Annotated in this window: 15 protein-coding genes and 1 pseudogene; 13 read left to right on the forward strand and 3 right to left on the reverse strand. The window is 62.3% G+C overall.

Annotated features, from left to right (window positions below; translation table 11 throughout):
- Window positions 1–17: 17 nt before the first annotated feature.
- Window positions 18–866 (reverse strand): GspC family type II secretion system variant ExeC, encoded by an 849-nt coding sequence (exeC, locus tag C2U47_RS06385; RefSeq protein WP_372587280.1) that lies wholly within the window; start codon window positions 864–866, stop codon window positions 18–20.
- 216 nt (window positions 867–1,082) lie between these two features.
- Between exeC and hslR the strand changes: the two genes are divergently transcribed.
- The 7 genes from hslR to C2U47_RS06420 all read left to right on the forward strand — a co-directional run bounded on the left by hslR (window position 1,083) and on the right by C2U47_RS06420 (window position 8,112).
- Window positions 1,083–1,481 (forward strand): ribosome-associated heat shock protein Hsp15, encoded by a 399-nt coding sequence (gene hslR / locus C2U47_RS06390; RefSeq protein ID WP_010675728.1) that lies wholly within the window; start codon window positions 1,083–1,085, stop codon window positions 1,479–1,481.
- A 104-nt stretch (window positions 1,482–1,585) separates the two neighbouring features.
- The gene (hslO, locus tag C2U47_RS06395) at window positions 1,586–2,470 is read left to right on the forward strand and encodes an Hsp33 family molecular chaperone HslO (protein ID WP_010675729.1); all 885 of its coding nucleotides are present in this window, start codon (window positions 1,586–1,588) and stop codon (window positions 2,468–2,470) included.
- A gap of 149 nt (window positions 2,471–2,619) precedes the next feature.
- On the forward strand, window positions 2,620–4,245 hold the full coding sequence (gene pckA, locus C2U47_RS06400) for a phosphoenolpyruvate carboxykinase (ATP) (protein ID WP_010675730.1): 1,626 nt from the start codon (window positions 2,620–2,622) through the stop codon (window positions 4,243–4,245).
- Between the two features lie 173 nt (window positions 4,246–4,418).
- Entirely contained in the window at window positions 4,419–5,084 is a 666-nt protein-coding gene (locus C2U47_RS06405; RefSeq protein ID WP_029314822.1) for a GntR family transcriptional regulator, read from the forward strand.
- A gap of 33 nt (window positions 5,085–5,117) precedes the next feature.
- Window positions 5,118–6,920, forward strand: coding sequence for an aminopeptidase P family protein (locus tag C2U47_RS06410; protein WP_103261516.1), 1,803 nt, complete (start codon window positions 5,118–5,120; stop codon window positions 6,918–6,920).
- A 137-nt stretch (window positions 6,921–7,057) separates the two neighbouring features.
- Window positions 7,058–7,510, forward strand: coding sequence for a GNAT family N-acetyltransferase (locus tag C2U47_RS06415; RefSeq protein WP_048208493.1), 453 nt, complete (start codon window positions 7,058–7,060; stop codon window positions 7,508–7,510).
- A gap of 131 nt (window positions 7,511–7,641) precedes the next feature.
- Window positions 7,642–8,112: a glycine zipper 2TM domain-containing protein gene (locus tag C2U47_RS06420; protein ID WP_010675734.1), complete on the forward strand. Its 471-nt coding sequence runs from the start codon at window positions 7,642–7,644 to the stop codon at window positions 8,110–8,112.
- A 77-nt stretch (window positions 8,113–8,189) separates the two neighbouring features.
- On the opposite strand, the gene C2U47_RS06425 is transcribed toward C2U47_RS06420, so the two are convergent.
- On the reverse strand, window positions 8,190–9,143 hold the full coding sequence (locus C2U47_RS06425; protein ID WP_103261517.1) for a CYTH domain-containing protein: 954 nt from the start codon (window positions 9,141–9,143) through the stop codon (window positions 8,190–8,192).
- A 169-nt stretch (window positions 9,144–9,312) separates the two neighbouring features.
- Here C2U47_RS06425 and C2U47_RS06430 point away from each other — a divergent pair, with 169 nt between their 5' ends.
- Both C2U47_RS06430 and C2U47_RS06435 read left to right on the forward strand, forming a co-directional pair.
- Window positions 9,313–9,993, forward strand: a complete 681-nt coding sequence (locus C2U47_RS06430) for a TIGR00153 family protein (protein WP_010675736.1) — start codon at window positions 9,313–9,315, stop codon at window positions 9,991–9,993.
- Between the two features lie 25 nt (window positions 9,994–10,018).
- Window positions 10,019–11,284, forward strand: coding sequence for an inorganic phosphate transporter (locus C2U47_RS06435; protein WP_039040595.1), 1,266 nt, complete (start codon window positions 10,019–10,021; stop codon window positions 11,282–11,284).
- Between the two features lie 102 nt (window positions 11,285–11,386).
- On the opposite strand, the gene C2U47_RS06440 is transcribed toward C2U47_RS06435, so the two are convergent.
- Complete coding sequence (locus C2U47_RS06440; protein WP_052815540.1) at window positions 11,387–12,625, reverse strand: multifunctional CCA addition/repair protein; 1,239 nt, start codon at window positions 12,623–12,625, stop codon at window positions 11,387–11,389.
- 229 nt (window positions 12,626–12,854) lie between these two features.
- On the opposite strand from C2U47_RS06440, the gene C2U47_RS06445 reads away from it, so the two are divergent.
- From C2U47_RS06445 to C2U47_RS06460, 4 genes and pseudogenes are all read left to right on the forward strand, one after another.
- Window positions 12,855–14,498, forward strand: a complete 1,644-nt coding sequence (locus C2U47_RS06445) for an ExeA family protein (RefSeq protein ID WP_199766842.1) — start codon at window positions 12,855–12,857, stop codon at window positions 14,496–14,498.
- Window positions 14,498–15,180, forward strand: a pseudogene (gene exeB / locus C2U47_RS06450) (GspB family T2SS assembly factor variant ExeB). Before C2U47_RS06445 ends, exeB begins: the two are co-directional and overlap by 1 nt.
- 167 nt (window positions 15,181–15,347) lie before the next feature.
- Window positions 15,348–16,433, forward strand: a complete 1,086-nt coding sequence (mutY, locus tag C2U47_RS06455; RefSeq protein ID WP_103261518.1) for an A/G-specific adenine glycosylase — start codon at window positions 15,348–15,350, stop codon at window positions 16,431–16,433.
- A complete protein-coding gene (locus tag C2U47_RS06460) occupies window positions 16,430–16,702 on the forward strand; it encodes an oxidative damage protection protein (RefSeq protein ID WP_010675742.1) in 273 nt (90 codons plus the stop codon). Before mutY ends, C2U47_RS06460 begins: the two co-directional genes overlap by 4 nt.
- Window positions 16,703–16,803 lie beyond the last annotated feature (101 nt).

Consider the following 16,803-nt stretch of genomic DNA (forward strand, 5'->3'; position numbering starts at 1 on the left):
GGTGCTACTCCAATTCATTATTCTGACAAGCCGACATAGACGTCGTAGAGCTGTCCTTGCCGCTCGACGGTGACGGTCATTTCCGTGGCGCCCGCCACCTGCTGCATCGCCTGCATGGCCTGGGCGTTGTCACGCAGATCCAGGCCGTTGATGCTGACCGCCAGATCGTTAGCGACCAGTCCGAGTTGATTGAACAGTTCCGGATTGCGACCCGGGTTGAGGCGATAGCCGGTCATGCGACCGTCCACCCGGACCGGAGAAATATTGAGGTAATCGGTGATCTTGCCCGGGTTGCCCAGCAGTTCGCTGCGCACGGAGGAGAGCCCCTCCTGGCGGGCCGGTTTGGGCAGGGGCTTGCCATACTCCTCCCCGTCCAGCATCAGGGTCTCGTCACGGCCGTCCCGGGCGATGATGACCCGATCGGCAAACACCTGGCGTATCCTGGCCTGGGTACCGTCGATGTAGTCCCCGATGCCGTAAGAGTTCTGTGTCCCGTTGTGGGCGATGATGGCGATGGACTTGGCGGGATCCGAGCTTGCCAGCACCCCGTTGAGCTGGGCGTTGAGCTGGGTTTTCGGGGCATCCGCCGCCACCGTCTCTGCCGCCTTGTCCGCCTGGGGTTGCAGCGCCTTGCCAAAGAGAGAGAGGCGGCTGAGGTTGCCAAGATCGAGGCGATCGCCACCACTCCCCTGCACCGAGGTGACCGAGGGTTGCCAGGGGGTCAGGGGAGCGGGCTGGGCCAGTTCGTACAGGCGCCAGGTGAGCACGGCACACTGCTGGGCCAGCAACAGCAGCAGAAGCCAGAACAGGGGCTGGCTGAAACGGGAGAGTGGCATGGCCTTGCAGCGAGCCAGAAGGGAAGTCAACAAATCATCCCTGAACGGTAGCGTCATCTTTCTCAAAATTGTCTGGCATCCAAGTCGGTTGGCTATTGTGTACGGCAATGGACCCAGAGACAACCGACCGGATGGGACCAAGGGGTGAAAATTCAGTTTCCGTCACACCCGGATGCCCCCTGTTTCTATCCCGGGGCCCGCCTCTGGTATAATCAGGCACCTTTTCAGCCATTCCGGAGCCGATCCATGTCGAATCCAGCACAAAGCAGCACTCAGGTCCGTCTCGACAAGTGGCTGTGGGCCGCCCGCTTTTACAAGACCCGCAGTCTGGCGCGGGATCAGATCGACGGCGGCAAGGTGCACTACAACGGCCAGCGCACCAAGCCGGGCAAGGCGGTCGAGGTCGGCGCCCTGGTGCGATTCTGGCAAGGCCAGGACGAGCGGGAGGTGCGGGTGCTCGAGGTGAGCGAGCAGCGCAAATCCGCCCCGCTGGCCCAGCAACTCTATGAAGAGACAGAGGCCAGCCTGAAGAAACGGGCCGAAAACAGCGAAGCCCGCCGCTTCAACAGCCAGTTTGCCCCAAGCCCGGAGCGCCGACCCGACAAGCAGGAGCGACGCCAGCTTATCCGGGTCAAGCAATCCTAATCCGCGTCTGTGGCCCCTTTATGACGACAGGTGGAGGAATTAGTTCCTAACCACCTGTTTAACAATGTGTTTATTTTTCCCCAAGAACATCCTAGGAAACCATGATGAGTAACCAAGACCTCCTGTATCGCTATCTGTTCGAAGAGTACGAAGTGCGTGGGGAGCTGGTCCAGCTGGATCGTACCTACCGCCACATCATCGACGCCCAGAACTACCCGGTACAGGTGCAGCACCTGCTGGGCGAGCTGCTGGTTGCCACCAGCCTGCTGACCGCCACCCTCAAGTTCGAAGGCTCCATCACGGTGCAGCTGCAGGGGGACGGTCCGGTGCGTCTGGCCGTCATCAACGGCGACAACAACCAGCAATTGCGCGGCGTGGCACGCTATGAAGGGGAACTGCCGACTGACGGCAAGCTGCAAAGCCTGATCGGCAACGGCCATCTGGTCATCACCATCACCCCGGATCAAGGAGAGCGCTATCAGGGCATCATCGCCCTGGAGGCCGACACACTGGCGGCCTGTCTGGAGCACTACTTTGCCCAGTCCGAACAACTGGCCACCCGCCTCTGGATCCGCACCGGCCACCACGAGGGCGAGCCCCGTGCGGCGGGCATCCTGCTGCAGGAGCTGCCGGCCCAGAGCGAGGATCACAGCGAAGATTTCGACCACCTGGTCCAGCTCACCACCACCATCAAGGACGAAGAGCTGTTCGGTCTGGACGCGGAAGAGATCCTCTACCGCCTCTACCACCAGGACAAGGTACGGGTGTTCGATCCCCAGGCCATCGAGTTCCGCTGCACCTGCTCCCGCGCCCGTTGCGAAGGGGCCTTGCTGCAGATAGACAAGGAGGAAGCGGTATCCATGGTGCAGGAGCTCGGCAAGATCGACATGCACTGCGATTACTGCGGCGCCCACTACGAATTCGACGGGATAGACATCGAAACCCTGTTCAGCAGGGCTCCCGGTAATGATGCAAACCAGTTACACTAATCAAAGGCGGGCAAAACCCGCCTTTAACTTAAATAACAAAAAAATACCCTATTTTATAAAGTTTGATGGCGATCGCTAAAAACTACCACCTAGGTGGTAGCATGAACGTCAGATAGAACCCTACACACCTCTGAACCCAGGAGAATACAATGACAATCGTGGTAGAACCCACCCTGGCCCAACAACTGAAGCTGGACCAATACGGTATCAAAAACAGCCAGGAAATCGTTCGCAACCCCTCCTATGAGCAGCTTTTCGCTGAAGAGACCCGCTCAGACCTTGAGGGCTTCGAACGTGGCGTCGTCACCGAGCTTGGCGCCGTCAACGTCAACACCGGCATCTTCACCGGCCGCTCCCCTAAAGATAAATATATCGTCAAAGATGCCACTACCCAGGATACTGTGTGGTGGTCTGACCAGGGTAAAAACGATAACAAGGCGATTACCCCGGAAGTGTGGTCACATCTGAAAGGGCTGGTCACCAAACAGCTGTCCGGCAAGCGTCTGTTCGTGGTGGACGGCTTCTGCGGCGCCAACCCGGACACCCGCCTGGCGGTGCGCATCATCACCGAGGTGGCCTGGCAGGCGCACTTCGTGAAGAACATGTTCATCCGCCCGAGCGAAGAGGAGCTGAAGACCTTCAAACCGGACTTCGTGGTGATGAACGGTGCCAAGTGCACCAACCCGAACTGGAAGGAGCAAGGTCTCAACTCCGAGAACTTCGTCGCCTTCAACATGACCGAGAAGATGCAACTCATCGGCGGCACCTGGTACGGTGGCGAGATGAAGAAGGGCATGTTCTCCATGATGAACTACTTCCTGCCCCTGCGCGGCATCGCCTCCATGCACTGCTCCGCCAACGTGGGCAAGGATGGGGACGTGGCCATCTTCTTCGGCCTCTCCGGCACCGGCAAGACCACTCTCTCCACCGATCCCAAGCGTCAGCTGATCGGTGATGACGAGCACGGCTGGGATGATCACGGCGTGTTCAACTTCGAAGGGGGCTGCTACGCCAAGACCATCAAGCTCTCCGAAGAGGCCGAGCCGGACATCTACCACGCCATCCGCCGCGATGCGCTGCTGGAGAACGTGACCGTGGCCGCCGATGGCACCATCGACTTCGACGACGGTTCCCGCACCGAGAATACCCGGGTCTCCTACCCCATCTATCACATCGACAACATCGTCAAGCCGGTCTCCAAGGCGGGTCACGCCACCAAGGTGATCTTCCTGACCGCAGACGCCTTCGGTGTGCTGCCCCCGGTCGCCAAGCTGACCAAGGAGCAGACCAAGTACCACTTCCTGTCGGGCTTTACCGCCAAGCTGGCCGGTACCGAGCGCGGCATCACTGAGCCGACCCCGACCTTCTCCTCCTGCTTCGGCGCGGCTTTCCTCAGCCTGCACCCGACCAAGTACGGCCAGGAGCTGGTGAAACGGATGGAAGCGGCAGGGGCTGAAGCCTATCTGGTCAACACCGGCTGGAACGGCACCGGCAAGCGGATCTCCATCAAGGATACCCGTGGCATCATCGACGCCATCCTGGATGGTTCCATCGAGAAGGCGCCGACCAAGGTACTGCCGGTGTTCAACCTGGAAGTGCCGACCGAGCTGCCGGGCGTCAACCCCGCCATCCTGGATCCGCGAGACACTTACGCCGACCAGGCCGAGTGGGATGCCAAGGCGGCCGATCTGGCCGGGCGCTTCATCAAGAACTTCGAGCGCTTCACCGACAACGACGAAGGCAAACGCCTGGTCGCGGCGGGCCCGCAGTTGTAAGAAACGCGCCTCGCGTCTCACAATCCCGTACCGGTCAGCCCTGCTGGCCGGTATTTTTTTGGCCGATGCGCGGCATATGGCTCCCGCCAAGCCTTGCCTTGACGGCCCTTGCGCGTTAGATTCAGCCAAACTTTATACAATATACAATTTTGCAACCTGCCCGTGACCCCAGCATGACCCCACCTTACAAGACCCGAACCCAGATGGTGATGGAGAACCTCCGCGGCCGGATATTGCGTGGCGAGTTTGCTGCGGGCGCCCCCCTGCGCCAGGACGCCATCGCCAAGGAGCTGGCGGTGAGCCGCATCCCGGTGCGGGAAGCCCTGATGCAACTGGAAGCTCAGGGGCTGGTGAAGTTCGAGGCCCATCGCGGCGCCGTGGTGACCATGCTGGATGCCTCGGCCATCGAGGAGCTCTTTTATTTGCGGGCACTGCTCGAAGCCGATACCCTGTTCCACGCCGTCGACCTGATGACGGAGGAGACCTTCGCCCAGGCGCAAGCCATCCTCGCCCAGTTTGATCTGGCGCTGGAGTCTGGCACCCAGATCGAACACTGGGCCGAGTTGAATCACCGCTTTCACGCCACCCTTTACCAGGCAGCCAATCGCCCCCAGGCACTGGAACTGATCGCCCAGATCAATCTGAGCTGCGACCGCTATGTGCGTTTCGAACTGCTGTTCGCCCAGGGCGGCGTGGACAAGGCCGAGCGGGAGCACGCCCGACTCCTTGAACTGTGCCGCGCCCGGCGCAAGCACGAAGCAGTGGTACTGCTCAAGCAACACATCGAGGCGGCAGGCCAGTCGATCAGACAGATCCTGGCAAGCGGCCACCATCAATGAACACTCACATCACCACAAGCTGGCAATAACGACATGAACCATTTCGAGATTATTGAAACCCGCGTCGCCCAGGTCAGGGCCACACTGGCCACGCTGGAGCTGGACGCCTTCATCGTTCCCCACGACGACGAGCATCTGGGGGAGTACATTCCCGCCTATGCCGAGCGGCTGGACTGGATCACGGGTTTCAACGGCTCCGCCGGGCTCGCCATCATCATGGCGCATCGGGCGGCCCTGTTCATCGACGGTCGTTATACCGTGCAGGCCCGCATGCAGGCGCCGGCCGAGCTGTTCGAGTTTCTCCACCTCAATGAAGACCCCCACGTGCAGTGGCTGGCGGAGCAGTTGCCCTCAGGCTCCCGGGTCGGTTTCGATGCCCGCCTGCACAGCCTGGCCTGGTATCAGAACGCCAAGGCGGTGCTGACCGAGCGCGGCATCGAGCTGGTGCGCATCGATGAGAACCCCATCGATCTGCACTGGAGCGATCGTCCCGCTCCGACCAAGAGCCCTGTCATCCTCTACAGCGAGGAGCTGGCGGGCCAGTCCAGCCAGGCCAAGCGCGAAATGCTGGCCAGCGACCTGCGCAAGCGCGGGCTGGATGCGGTGTTGCTGACCCAGGCCGAGCCCATCAACTGGCTGCTCAACCTGCGTGGTCGCGACGTGGAACGCCTGCCGGTGGTGCTGGGCTTTGCGGTGCTCTACGCCAACACCACCATGGATTTCTTCGTCGATACCGACAAGATCGACTGCTTCGCCTTCAGCCAGCACGTGGGGCAGGATGTCTCCGTCTACCCCATCGACAAGCTGGGTGACGTGTTGCAGCGCATCGGCGAGGATCAGCAGAAGGTGCTGGCCGACCCCAACACCGCCAACGCCTGGACCCAGCTCGTGATGGAAGAGGCGGGCGCCATTCTGGTGGCCGGCCAGGATCCCACCATGCTGCCCAAGGCGTGCAAGAACCCCGTGGAGCTGGCCGGCATGCGTGCCGCCCACCTGCGCGACGGCGTTGCCGTCACCCGCTTCCTGGCCTGGCTGGATCGCCTGATCGCCAGCGGCGAGTTCGACGGTGTGGACGAAGGCACCCTGGCCGACCAGCTGGAAGCCTTCCGCCACGAGCAGGAGCACTATGTGGAGCCGAGCTTCGACACCATCTCGGCACTCGGCCCCAACGCCGCCATGTGCCACTACCGCCACACCAACGGTACCCCGCGCGCCTTCGGCCAGGACAGCATCTATCTGGTGGACTCCGGCGCCCAGTACCTGGACGGCACCACCGACATCACCCGCACCGTCAAGGTGGGTGAGGTGACCGACGAGCACAGGGCCATGTTTACCCGGGTGCTGCAAGGTCATATTGCCCTGGATCAGGCCCGCTTCCCCCGCGGCACTGCCGGCATCCAGCTCGACGTGCTGGCCCGCATGCCCCTGTGGCAAGCCGGCTACAACTACGACCATGGCACCGGCCACGGGGTCGGCCACTTCCTCAGCGTGCACGAAGGCCCGCAGCGCATCGCCCCCAAGGGCAGCCTGGTGGCCCTGCAGCCGGGCATGGTGCTCTCCAACGAGCCGGGCTACTACCGGGAAGATGCCTTCGGCATCCGCTGTGAAAACCTGGTGGTGGTGACCGAACAGGAGGCCCGTGGCGAGCTGACGATGCTGGGCTTCGAGCGACTGACCTATGTGCCGTTCGACATCCGCCTCATCGATCGCAGCCTGCTGAGCCCGGCGGAGTTCCGCTGGATCAACGAATACCATGCGGAGGTCTACCGCCGTCTGAGCCCGCTGCTGGAGGGCGAGGATCTCGCCTGGCTGGAGCAGGCGACCAGCCTCCTCTGATGACACAGGGCCTGCGGGCCCTGTTTCTTTATCCGCGGCATGCCACAAATGCCCCCCTTGCATCGACTCCCCGCCCCTTCTACCCTGTGCCTCCTTTTTGGCTGCCCCGCAGCAGAGACCCGATGAGAGGAGCCCCGATGCACTCGTCCCCCGTATTGCGCCTTGCCACCCACACCGACATGCACGCCATCTGGCAGATAGATGCCGATGTCTTCGGCGAGGATGTCTACCCCGGTTTCTTCTTTCGCCAGGCCATGGATCTGTGGCCCGAACTGCTGGTCGTCGCGGAGCGGGAAGGCCGGCTGCTGGGCTATGCCCTAGGCGGGCTTGGTCAGGATCGGTCGCAGGGCTGGCTGCTCTCCCTCGCGGTGCGCCCCGAAGCGCGCGGCTTCGGCCTGGCCGAGCAAATGATATTGCAGGTGGAGCAGGGACTGCTGAAACTGGAAGTTGAGCGGGTCAGACTGACCGTTGATCCCGCCAATCCGGCCCAGCGCCTCTACTTCAGGCTGGGTTATCAGCAGTTGGCAGAAGAGAGAGGCTACTTCGGGCCAGGCGAGGATCGCCTGCTGCTGGAAAAAGCCCTGACCTGACCATCCACCACCGGCACGGGAGCCTTCCGGCCACATAATTGGTTACACTTTGCGGGTTTAATGCGCAATCTGGTTGGCGTAAAGTGCAATTCATCACCAGATTAATCCGATGCCCGCCCAGGAGGCCCATCATGTTCAAACGTATTGCTCTCGTCACCCTGCTGGCGGCCACCACCGCCATCACCGGCTGTGCCAACAGCGACGTCTACTCCGGCGATGTCTACACCAAGGATCGCGCCAAGCAGGTACAGACCGTCAGCTATGGCACCATCCTCTCCACCCGCCCCGTCAAGATCCAGGCCGATGAGAACTCCCTGATCGGCACCATTGGCGGCGCCGTGGTCGGCGGCCTGCTCGGCAGCACCATAGGCGGCGGTCGTGGCAGTGACATCGCGGCGGCCGGTGGCGCCATCGCGGGTGCGGCGGCCGGCAAGGCGGCAGGGGACAAACTCAACCAGGTTGACGGGGTCGAGCTCGAGATCAAGAAAGAGAACGGCGAATCCATCGTAGTGGTACAAAAGGCCAGCCCCACCTTTGTGCCTGGCGCCCGGGTCCGCATGACCCAGGGCAACGGCACCATCAACGTGGCCGTGGTGAACTGATAGCGCCGTTCAAGGTGCAACTGCCATAAAAAAGGTGAGCCCGGGCTCACCTTTTTGCGCTCTGCACCACTTAAGATTCACTCCCCCAGATGCAGCCAGGCCGCGATGGACAGCTGCAGGCCCACCAGGTCGGCATGGTGGAACAGGGCATGCAGTGATGCACGATCCCCGGCCACCTGCATCATCAGATGCTGTTGCGCCTGTAGGTCGGCCAGCCAGGAGGGGGGCACCGTCAGCGTGCCTGCCGCCTCAGCAACCAGGGATACCCCCTCGAGCAGGGCATGCAGCGCCCGTTGTTGTTCGCCAGCATCGTCACTCTCGAGCCAGAGCTGCTCATGATACTGCCAGTGCTGCATACCCAGGGTAATGCTGGCCTTCTGATCTTTGCCCTCAATCCTTTGCAGGGGCTGCACGGCCAGTCGCTTGCCAAGCCCAGCCAGCCTGTATCCGCGCTGCGCCTTGGACTGGGCACCCAGCCGCAATCCCCCCAGCGCCGCCAGCTTGCTCGCCAGGGTGAACAGGGCGCGGGCATCACCGGATTTCAGCTCCAGCTCCAGCTCGTCGATCCCGGTACGCCCCAGGGCACCGGCAATCTCCCCCTGATCCCAGGCCAGCTCGATCTCGGCATCTCCGAATGCGATCAGCCAGTGGCGGCGCAGGAAATCGGTGCTGAACTGGGCCACCAGACGGCTCTGGAGTTCATCGCGCACCACCAGACTCGGCCAGATATCGGCAGGAAAGGCTGACAGGGTCGGAATGGTTCCCTCCACCGGGGCGTTGTACTCGGGTCTGGCGTGCAATCCGCCCACGACCTGCCCCCGGCACTTGATGGTCTGCTCGGAAAAATCATCGCTGCGACGAATGCGCAACCCCATCTCGAGCCCACGCAAACCCAGATCGGGCGTGTCGAAATAGACGTTGCCAAGAGTGGCTTGATTGGAAGAGATAATCTCTAGTGAATTCAGAATGTTGGAGAGGGATTCTTGAATATTGCTGGTGACGAAAAACTTTATCTCGATCTCAGTTTGCATAGTCATTCCGGGCTGGCGGGCAACTTTGGGGGGCATGTTCAGGGTCGCGAGGATATAATGCCAGCGACAGTTCACGATTAATTCACGGTTTTATTGATGGCACAGTTCGGTTACCATGCGCCCCTCATAAAATCGTATCGAGTGTTTTTTCACCGACACAGGTTTGGCCATGCCAGTAAATACTATTTTGGGTCTTTTTGCCAAGTCCCCCATCAAGCCGCTGCAGAAGCATATCGTCAAGGTTCACGTGTGCTGCGAACAGCTCATTCCCTTCTTTGATGCCGTTGCCGAAGACCGCTGGGAAGATGCCGAGAAGATCCGGCAACAGATCGCCCAGCTGGAAAAAGAAGCGGACATCCTCAAGCGCGAAATCCGCTTGAAACTCCCCCGCGGCCTGTTCCTGCCGGTCGCCCGTACCGATCTGCTGGAGCTCTTGACCCAGCAGGACAAGATTGCCAACCGTGCCAAGGATATTTCTGGTCGCATGCTTGGCCGCAAGATGGAATTCCCCACCGAGATGCGCGCCGATTTCATGGCCTATCTCAAACGCTGTATCGATGCGACCGCCCAAGCCGAAAAAGCCATCGGAGAACTCGATGAGCTGCTCGAAACCGGCTTTAAAGGACGTGAAGTTGAAATGGTTGCCGAGATGATCCACCAGCTGGATCTCATCGAGGACGATACTGACACCATGCAGATCGGACTGCGCCAACAGCTGCAAGCCGTTGAGCACAAATACAATCCGATCGACGTTATGTTCCTCTACAAGATCCTCGAATGGGTAGGTGACCTGGCTGATCAGGCAGAGCGCGTTGGCGCCCGTCTGGAATTGATGCTGGCTCGTTCGTAATCGACTGACTGGGTAAACACTACTAATGGACATTATCGCGAATTACGGCACCACCCTGGTGCTCGTGGCGGCCTTGTTCGGCTTTTTGATGGCCTGGGGCATTGGTGCGAACGACGTCGCCAATGCAATGGGCACATCGGTCGGCACCAAGTCCCTGACCATCCGTCAGGCGATCATCATCGCCATGATCTTTGAATTTGCCGGTGCCTATCTGGCCGGTGGCGAAGTGACGGCAACCATCCGCAGCGGCATCATCGACAGCAACGCCTTTGCCGACACGCCGGATCTGCTGGTGCTCGGCATGATCGCCTCCCTGCTGGCTGCGGGTCTGTGGCTGATCCTGGCCTCCTATTTCGGCTGGCCCGTCTCCACCACCCACTCCATCATCGGCGCCATCGTGGGCTTCGCCGTGGTGAGCATCGGTCCGGAAGCGGTACAGTGGAACAAGTTTGGCGGCATCGTCGGCTCCTGGGTAGTCACGCCGGCCATCTCGGGCATCATCGCCTACTTCATGTTCATCAGCGTGCAGAAGCTCATCTTCAACACGGACAATCCCCTAGACAACGCCAAGCGCTATGTCCCCTTCTACATGTTCCTGACGTCCCTGGTCATCTGCCTGGTGACCATCAAGAAGGGGCTGACCCACGTCGGTCTGCACCTGAGCAATGGCGAAGGCGCGCTGCTCTCCGTCGCCATCTCCATCGCGGTGGCGTTTGCCGGCTGGATCTATATCCGCGGCCAGCAGTACAACCCGAAAGATGACAGCAAGATGCACTTCGCCAATGTGGAGAAGGTGTTCGGCATCCTGATGATCATCACCGCCTGCGCCATGGCCTTCGCCCATGGCTCCAACGACGTGGCCAACGCCATCGGTCCGCTCTCTGCAGTCGCCTCCATCGTGGCGGCCGGCGGCGAGATCGGCGGCAGCTCCCACATCGCCTGGTGGATCCTGCCCCTTGGCGGCATCGGCATCGTCATCGGTCTGGCCACTATGGGCGAGAAGGTGATGGCGACCGTTGGCACCGGCATCACCCACCTGACCCCGAGCCGTGGCTTCGCGGCCCAGCTGGCCACCGCCGCCACCGTGGTGATCGCTTCCGGCACCGGTCTGCCCATCTCCACCACCCAGACCCTGGTCGGTGCCGTCATGGGCGTCGGTCTGGCACGGGGCATCGCGGCCCTGAACCTGGGCGTGCTGCGCAACATCGTGGTCTCCTGGGTCATCACCCTGCCCGCGGGCGCCATCCTGGCCATCGCCATCTTCTACGTGTTGCAGGCCTGCTTCTCCTGAGCAGCCCACGCCGCACGACAAAAAGCCCGGGTCATTGACCCGGGCTTTTTTTATGCTTCGCCCATATCACGCCGTCGATTGAGCGTCGATCGGCTGCAGCGTTTACTCCTCGATAAAGGTCCACTCGTCGCGCACCCGGCTGATGGCATCGAGCCGCCGCTTGGCAAGCTGCTCGCGGATTGCCTCCCCTTTGAAGCCGGCCGCCACTATCTCCTTGACCGGCACAGCCTGCGCCGCCTCCAGGGCCTGAGCGACATAGTCCGGCTGACTGTAGACCTTCTCTTCGAAGCCGGTACGACCGTGGAAGTCGGCGCGACAGGCATCGAGCAGCTGGGCAAAGCGCTCCGGTCTGCGCCAGGCATCGGCCTTGTCGAATACCTTGAGCAGGGTCGCGGGCTTGAGCTCGAAGGCAATGTGGATATGGGTGTGCAGGTCGCTCACCAGCAGTGCCAGATCGCGACACTCGTTCGGCACCCGGAAGCGCTCGCAAAAATCGCGAATGAGAGGCAACCCCTTCTGGCCATGGCCATGATGGCTCGGCCAGAAGGCGGGCGGGGTCAGCCCCTTGCCAAAGTCGTGGCAGAGGGACGCGAAGCGCACGGTCAGTTCGGGGGAGAGACGACATGCCTGCGCCAGCACCATCATGGTGTGGATGCCGGTGTCGATCTCCGGGTGCCATCTGGCAGGGGCCGGCACACCGAACAGGGCATCGAGCTCGGGGAAGAGCGCCTTGAGTGCGCCGCATTCGCGCAGCACCTCGAAGAAGATCTGGGGTGTCGGCCCCAGCAGCACTTTTTCCAGCTCCTTCCAGACCCGCTCCGGGGTCAGGTGGGCCAGCTCTCCAGCCTCCGTCATCTCGCGCATCAGCCCCAGCGTCTCGGGGGCCACCACGAACCCCTGGGCATGGAAACGGGCGGCGAAGCGCGCCACCCGCAGGATGCGCAGGGGATCCTCGGCAAAGGCCGGCGAGACATGGCGCAGCAACCGCGCCTCCAGATCCTGTACGCCGCCGTAGGGATCGTGCAGTTGCCCGTCCTCATCTTCGGCGATGGCGTTAATGGTGAGATCCCGGCGCAGCAGATCCTGCTCCAGCGTCACCTCGGGGGCGGCATGGCAGACGAAGCCGGTGTAACCCTGCCCCTGCTTGCGCTCGGTGCGCGCCAGGGCGTACTCCTGCTGGGTTTTGGGGTGAAGAAAGACCGGAAAGTCTCGGCCCACCTGGGTGAATCCGAGACCCAGCATCTGTTCCACCGTGGCGCCGACCACCAGGTGATCCCTGTCACCCTGGGGCAGTCCCAACAGGCGATCCCGTACCGCCCCTCCTACCAGATAAATCTGCACGCGCACTCTCCCTCGATAAACTTGCCCCGATGATACCGCTTTTGGCCAAGAGAGACGATGTGCCCCCACCGCACCGGGCTCGCCATCACTCGGCCGGGCGGCCACTTCCCGCCATCGTCCTGGGTGAGTCAGCCCGTGGTTCGAGCCAGCTCCCCTTATGGTATCCGGGTCTTTGACATCCCTTTTGGGAGGCTTTAACCTGCCGCCCATAACAATGGAATGGATCCTTATGTACACACAGTTCTTCGGTCTGTCGGAGCCCCCGTTCTCCATCTCGCCCAACCCCAAATACCTCTATATGAGCGAGCGTCACGGGGAGGCCCTCGCCCACCTCAACTACGGGTTGCAGGACGGTGGCGGCTTCGTGTTGCTGACCGGGGAAGTGGGTACGGGGAAAACCACCGTCTCCCGCTGTCTGCTGCAGCAATTGCCCGCCGACACCGAGATCGCCTACATCCTCAATCCCTCTCTGACCGAGCGGGATCTGCTGGCCGCCATCTGCGACGAATTCCAGTTGCCCTACGGCGAAGAGGCCAGCCTCAAGCAGTTGTTCGACCTTATCCGGGATCATCTGCTGGCGAATCTGGCGGCAGGCAAGCGCAGCGTGGTGCTGGTGGATGAAGCCCAGCACCTGCTGCCCGGCGTGCTGGAGCAGTTGCGACTGCTCACCAATCTGGAGACAGACGAGAAGAAACTGCTGCAGGTGGTGCTCATCGGCCAGCCCGAGCTGCAACAGATGCTGCGCCAGCCCCTGCTGCGCCAGCTGGCGCAGCGGATCACAGCCCGCTATCACCTGCTGCCGCTGTCGCGCCAGGATGTGGATGCCTATGTCCGCTTCCGGTTGCAGGTGGCAGGCTGCGTCCAGCCCATCTTCACCCCCAGGGCCATCCAGACCCTGCATCGCCTCTCCGGGGGCATTCCCCGCCTCATCAACCTCATCTGCGACCGCGCCCTCATCGCCGCCTTTGCCCGTGGCAGCCACAAGATAGTGCACGGGGACATCAGCCAGTCCGCGTATGAGGTGAGCGGTATTCGCGACGAGGGGAGCTGGCAATCCGGCCTCACGGTCGCCCTGGTGGGCGCCCTGCTGGTCGCCGCCGGCTGGTGGGGCTGGCAATTCTTCGGATTCTTCCCAGCCCGCCCCCTGGTCAAGGTCGAGGTACCGGTCAAGGTGGATGACACGCCAGAGCAGCAGGCCCAGCTGACCCGCGCCATCAATCAGGCGCTAGAGCCGGACGTCGCCATGCAGAATCTCTACAAGGTATGGGGCTACCAGGCCGAGCTGGAGGAGGCAACCTGCGACAATGCCCCCCGTGCGGGCCTGCGCTGCCAGGAGGGAGAAGCCTCCCTGGCGCAATTGCAGGCGCTGCAATACCCGGCCCTCATCAGTCTCACCGACGAGACCGGCGGCCTCTATTACGCCACCCTGGTCAGCCTGGGGGCGGACAAGGCTTCCCTGCTCATCGGCAACCAGAGCTGGCAGGTGGACAGGCAGTGGCTCTCCGACGCCTGGGGCGGCAGCTACACCCTGCTCTGGCGCATGCCCAGGGGCAACGTGCCCCTGATAGCGAGCAATGCCGGGGCTGCCCAGGTGCAGTGGCTGGACAACGCCCTTAGCCGCGCCATGCAGCAACCCGATCGCAAGGTGAGCCGCTTTGATGCCACCCTCAAGAACAAGCTGCAACAGTTCCAGCGCGAGCAGGGACTGACCCCGGACGGCATCGCCGGCAGCAACACCCTGCTGCGGCTGAATGTGGCCTCCGGCGAACCCATGCCCAGGCTGGAGGATGAATCCCTGCGAGCCAGCACGCCGGTCGATCTCGACAGCGTGGCGGATGATGAGACGGATCCCATGGTCGAGGAGGCCTCCTGATGTCCACCCTGCTCAAGGCCCTGCGCCGGGCCGACCAGCCCCAGTTCACCCCCCATATGCCGCTCATGGGTCTGCCCGTGAGCCAGGAAGAGGAGCCCAACCGCCGCTGGATCTGGTGGGCCCTGGTGCCCCTGGCCCTGGTGATGGGCGCCGCCGCCAACTATGGCTGGCACCTCTATCACCTCAAACCCGTGGAACAGCAGGTCGAAGTGAAGGAAGTGGTGACTCCTCCCTTCGTGCGGGTCGAACCCAGGCCCATGATCACCCGGCCGCTGCCGCCCCCCCTGCCGGAGCCAGTGGTCGCTCCAAGACCTGCCGCAAGCCCGGCTGCGACTACCGCAAACCAGGGGGACAGAGTCTGGCAGAACGGCTGATGGCCGCCCTCAACAACACGCCGCTGGTGGAAGAGAGTGCGCCCCAGGCTCAGGTCCAGACCAGTGCCATCCCCCTCGGCGCCCTGGCCCCGGCCCTGAAACAGCAGGTGCCGTCCCTGACCTATGGTGCCCACAACTACTCCTCCGACCCGGCCAAGCGGGCCGTCGTGCTCAATGGACGGGAGTGGCGCGAGGGCAATGAGATCGCCCCCGGCGTCATCCTGGCAGCCATCGCCCAGGACTACATCGTCCTGCAGGTCGACGGCCAGTATGCCAGCCTCAAGGCGCTGCAAGACTGGCGCGGCTGATCTGCCGGCATCCGGTGGCCCTCCCCCGGGAGGGTCACTGCCCATTCAGAGGGAGCCCGAGAGCTCCCCTTTTTAATCAATAACCTACACTCGACCATTGCCATGCGCCGGGTCGGGGATCGCCCTCCTGATGGCGGGCGGACTTATCATCAGAACATGAGCACACTGTGAGCCACTCAGACAACACCACCTTCGCCACCCGCATTCTGGACTGGTACCAGATCCACGGCCGCAAGACCCTGCCCTGGCAGCAGGACAAAACCCCCTACCGGGTCTGGGTCTCCGAGATCATGCTGCAACAGACCCAGGTTGCCACTGTCATCCCCTATTACGAGCGGTTCATGGCCCGCTTCCCCGACGTGCTGGCCCTGGCCAATGCCACCATCGACGAGGTGCTGCATCACTGGACCGGGCTTGGCTACTACGCGCGCGCGCGCAACCTGCACAAGGCTGCCCAGCAGATCCGCGATCTGCACGGCGGCCTCTTTCCGGAACAACTGGAAGAGGTGATGGCCCTGCCCGGCATCGGTCGCTCCACCGCCGGGGCCGTGCTCTCCCTCTCTCTGGGCCAGCCCCACGCCATCCTGGATGGCAACGTGAAGCGGGTACTCACCCGCTGGCTGGCGCTGGCGGGCTGGCCGGGCCAGAAGCAGGTCGAGCACGATCTCTGGGAGCTGGCGACCCGCCTCACCCCGCGCGTCGGGGTGGCCCAGTACAATCAGGCCATGATGGACATGGGGGCCACCGTCTGCACCCGCAGCAAGCCCGCCTGCGAGCGCTGCCCGGTGCAGGCCGATTGCCAGGGGCTGTCGCAGGGCAACCCCACCTCCTACCCTCACAGCAAGCCGAAGAAGAGCATTCCGGCACGCAACGGCATTATGCTGATCATCCGCCACGGCGATCAGCTGCTGCTGGAGAAGCGTCCGCCGCAAGGGATCTGGGGCGGGCTTTACTGCTTCCCGCAGGTGGAATCCCTCACAGAGGTGACCGGACGACTGCGGGAGTTGGGGCTGGAGGATGCCGCCTATCAGGAGCTCGCTGGATTTCGTCACACTTTCAGTCACTTCCACCTCGATATTCGCCCTTTGCTGATCGAAATAGCTGTTCCGCCCGCCCCCCTGCTCATGGAAGCGGATACCCGACTCTGGTATAACTTACGCCATCCTGCCGAGGTGGGATTGGCGGCGGCCACGGCCCGTCTGCTCGCCTACCCGGACTTACAACCAGACTTGCAACCACAGAGGTCAACATGAGCCGTACCGTATTTTGCCTGCGCCTGAAGAAAGAAGCGCCGGGTCTCGATTTCCAACTCTACCCCGGTGAACTCGGCAAGCGGATCTTCGACAACATCAGCAAGGAAGCCTGGACCGAGTGGCAGAAGAAGCAGGTCATGCTGATCAACGAGAAGAAGCTGAACATGATGAATCTCGAGCACCGCCAGTTGCTGGAAAAAGAGATGGTCAGCTATCTGTTCGACGCGGGTGAAGTCCAGATCGACGGTTACACCCCTCCCAGCCAGTGAGCGGGAATCGAGTCAAAGGGCCAGCGTCCCCCTGAGTCGTCGACATGCCGCAGGGTGACACCAATCCTGGCTCAGGCCAGTCAGTGACGGGCGGCCCCACC

This window comes from Aeromonas sp. ASNIH7, assembly GCF_002903485.1.
GTDB classification, from domain to species: Bacteria; Pseudomonadota; Gammaproteobacteria; order Enterobacterales; family Aeromonadaceae; genus Aeromonas; species Aeromonas caviae.

What these genes read in the sequence shown, in the direction of transcription:
- C2U47_RS06415 (WP_048208493.1), top strand. Translation starts at nt 7,058, where the DNA reads ATGCACTCGTCCCCCGTATTGCGCCTTGCCACCCACACCGACATGCAC.
- C2U47_RS06410 (WP_103261516.1), top strand. Translation starts at nt 5,118, where the DNA reads ATGAACCATTTCGAGATTATTGAAACCCGCGTCGCCCAGGTCAGGGCC.
- C2U47_RS06405 (WP_029314822.1), top strand. Translation starts at nt 4,419, where the DNA reads ATGACCCCACCTTACAAGACCCGAACCCAGATGGTGATGGAGAACCTC.
- C2U47_RS06435 (WP_039040595.1), top strand. Translation starts at nt 10,019, where the DNA reads ATGGACATTATCGCGAATTACGGCACCACCCTGGTGCTCGTGGCGGCC.
- C2U47_RS06425 (WP_103261517.1), bottom strand. Translation starts at nt 9,143, where the DNA reads ATGCAAACTGAGATCGAGATAAAGTTTTTCGTCACCAGCAATATTCAA.
- C2U47_RS06420 (WP_010675734.1), top strand. Translation starts at nt 7,642, where the DNA reads ATGTTCAAACGTATTGCTCTCGTCACCCTGCTGGCGGCCACCACCGCC.
- C2U47_RS06460 (WP_010675742.1), top strand. Translation starts at nt 16,430, where the DNA reads ATGAGCCGTACCGTATTTTGCCTGCGCCTGAAGAAAGAAGCGCCGGGT.
- C2U47_RS06445 (WP_199766842.1), top strand. Translation starts at nt 12,855, where the DNA reads ATGTACACACAGTTCTTCGGTCTGTCGGAGCCCCCGTTCTCCATCTCG.
- hslO (WP_010675729.1), top strand. Translation starts at nt 1,586, where the DNA reads ATGAGTAACCAAGACCTCCTGTATCGCTATCTGTTCGAAGAGTACGAA.
- C2U47_RS06430 (WP_010675736.1), top strand. Translation starts at nt 9,313, where the DNA reads ATGCCAGTAAATACTATTTTGGGTCTTTTTGCCAAGTCCCCCATCAAG.
- hslR (WP_010675728.1), top strand. Translation starts at nt 1,083, where the DNA reads ATGTCGAATCCAGCACAAAGCAGCACTCAGGTCCGTCTCGACAAGTGG.
- pckA (WP_010675730.1), top strand. Translation starts at nt 2,620, where the DNA reads ATGACAATCGTGGTAGAACCCACCCTGGCCCAACAACTGAAGCTGGAC.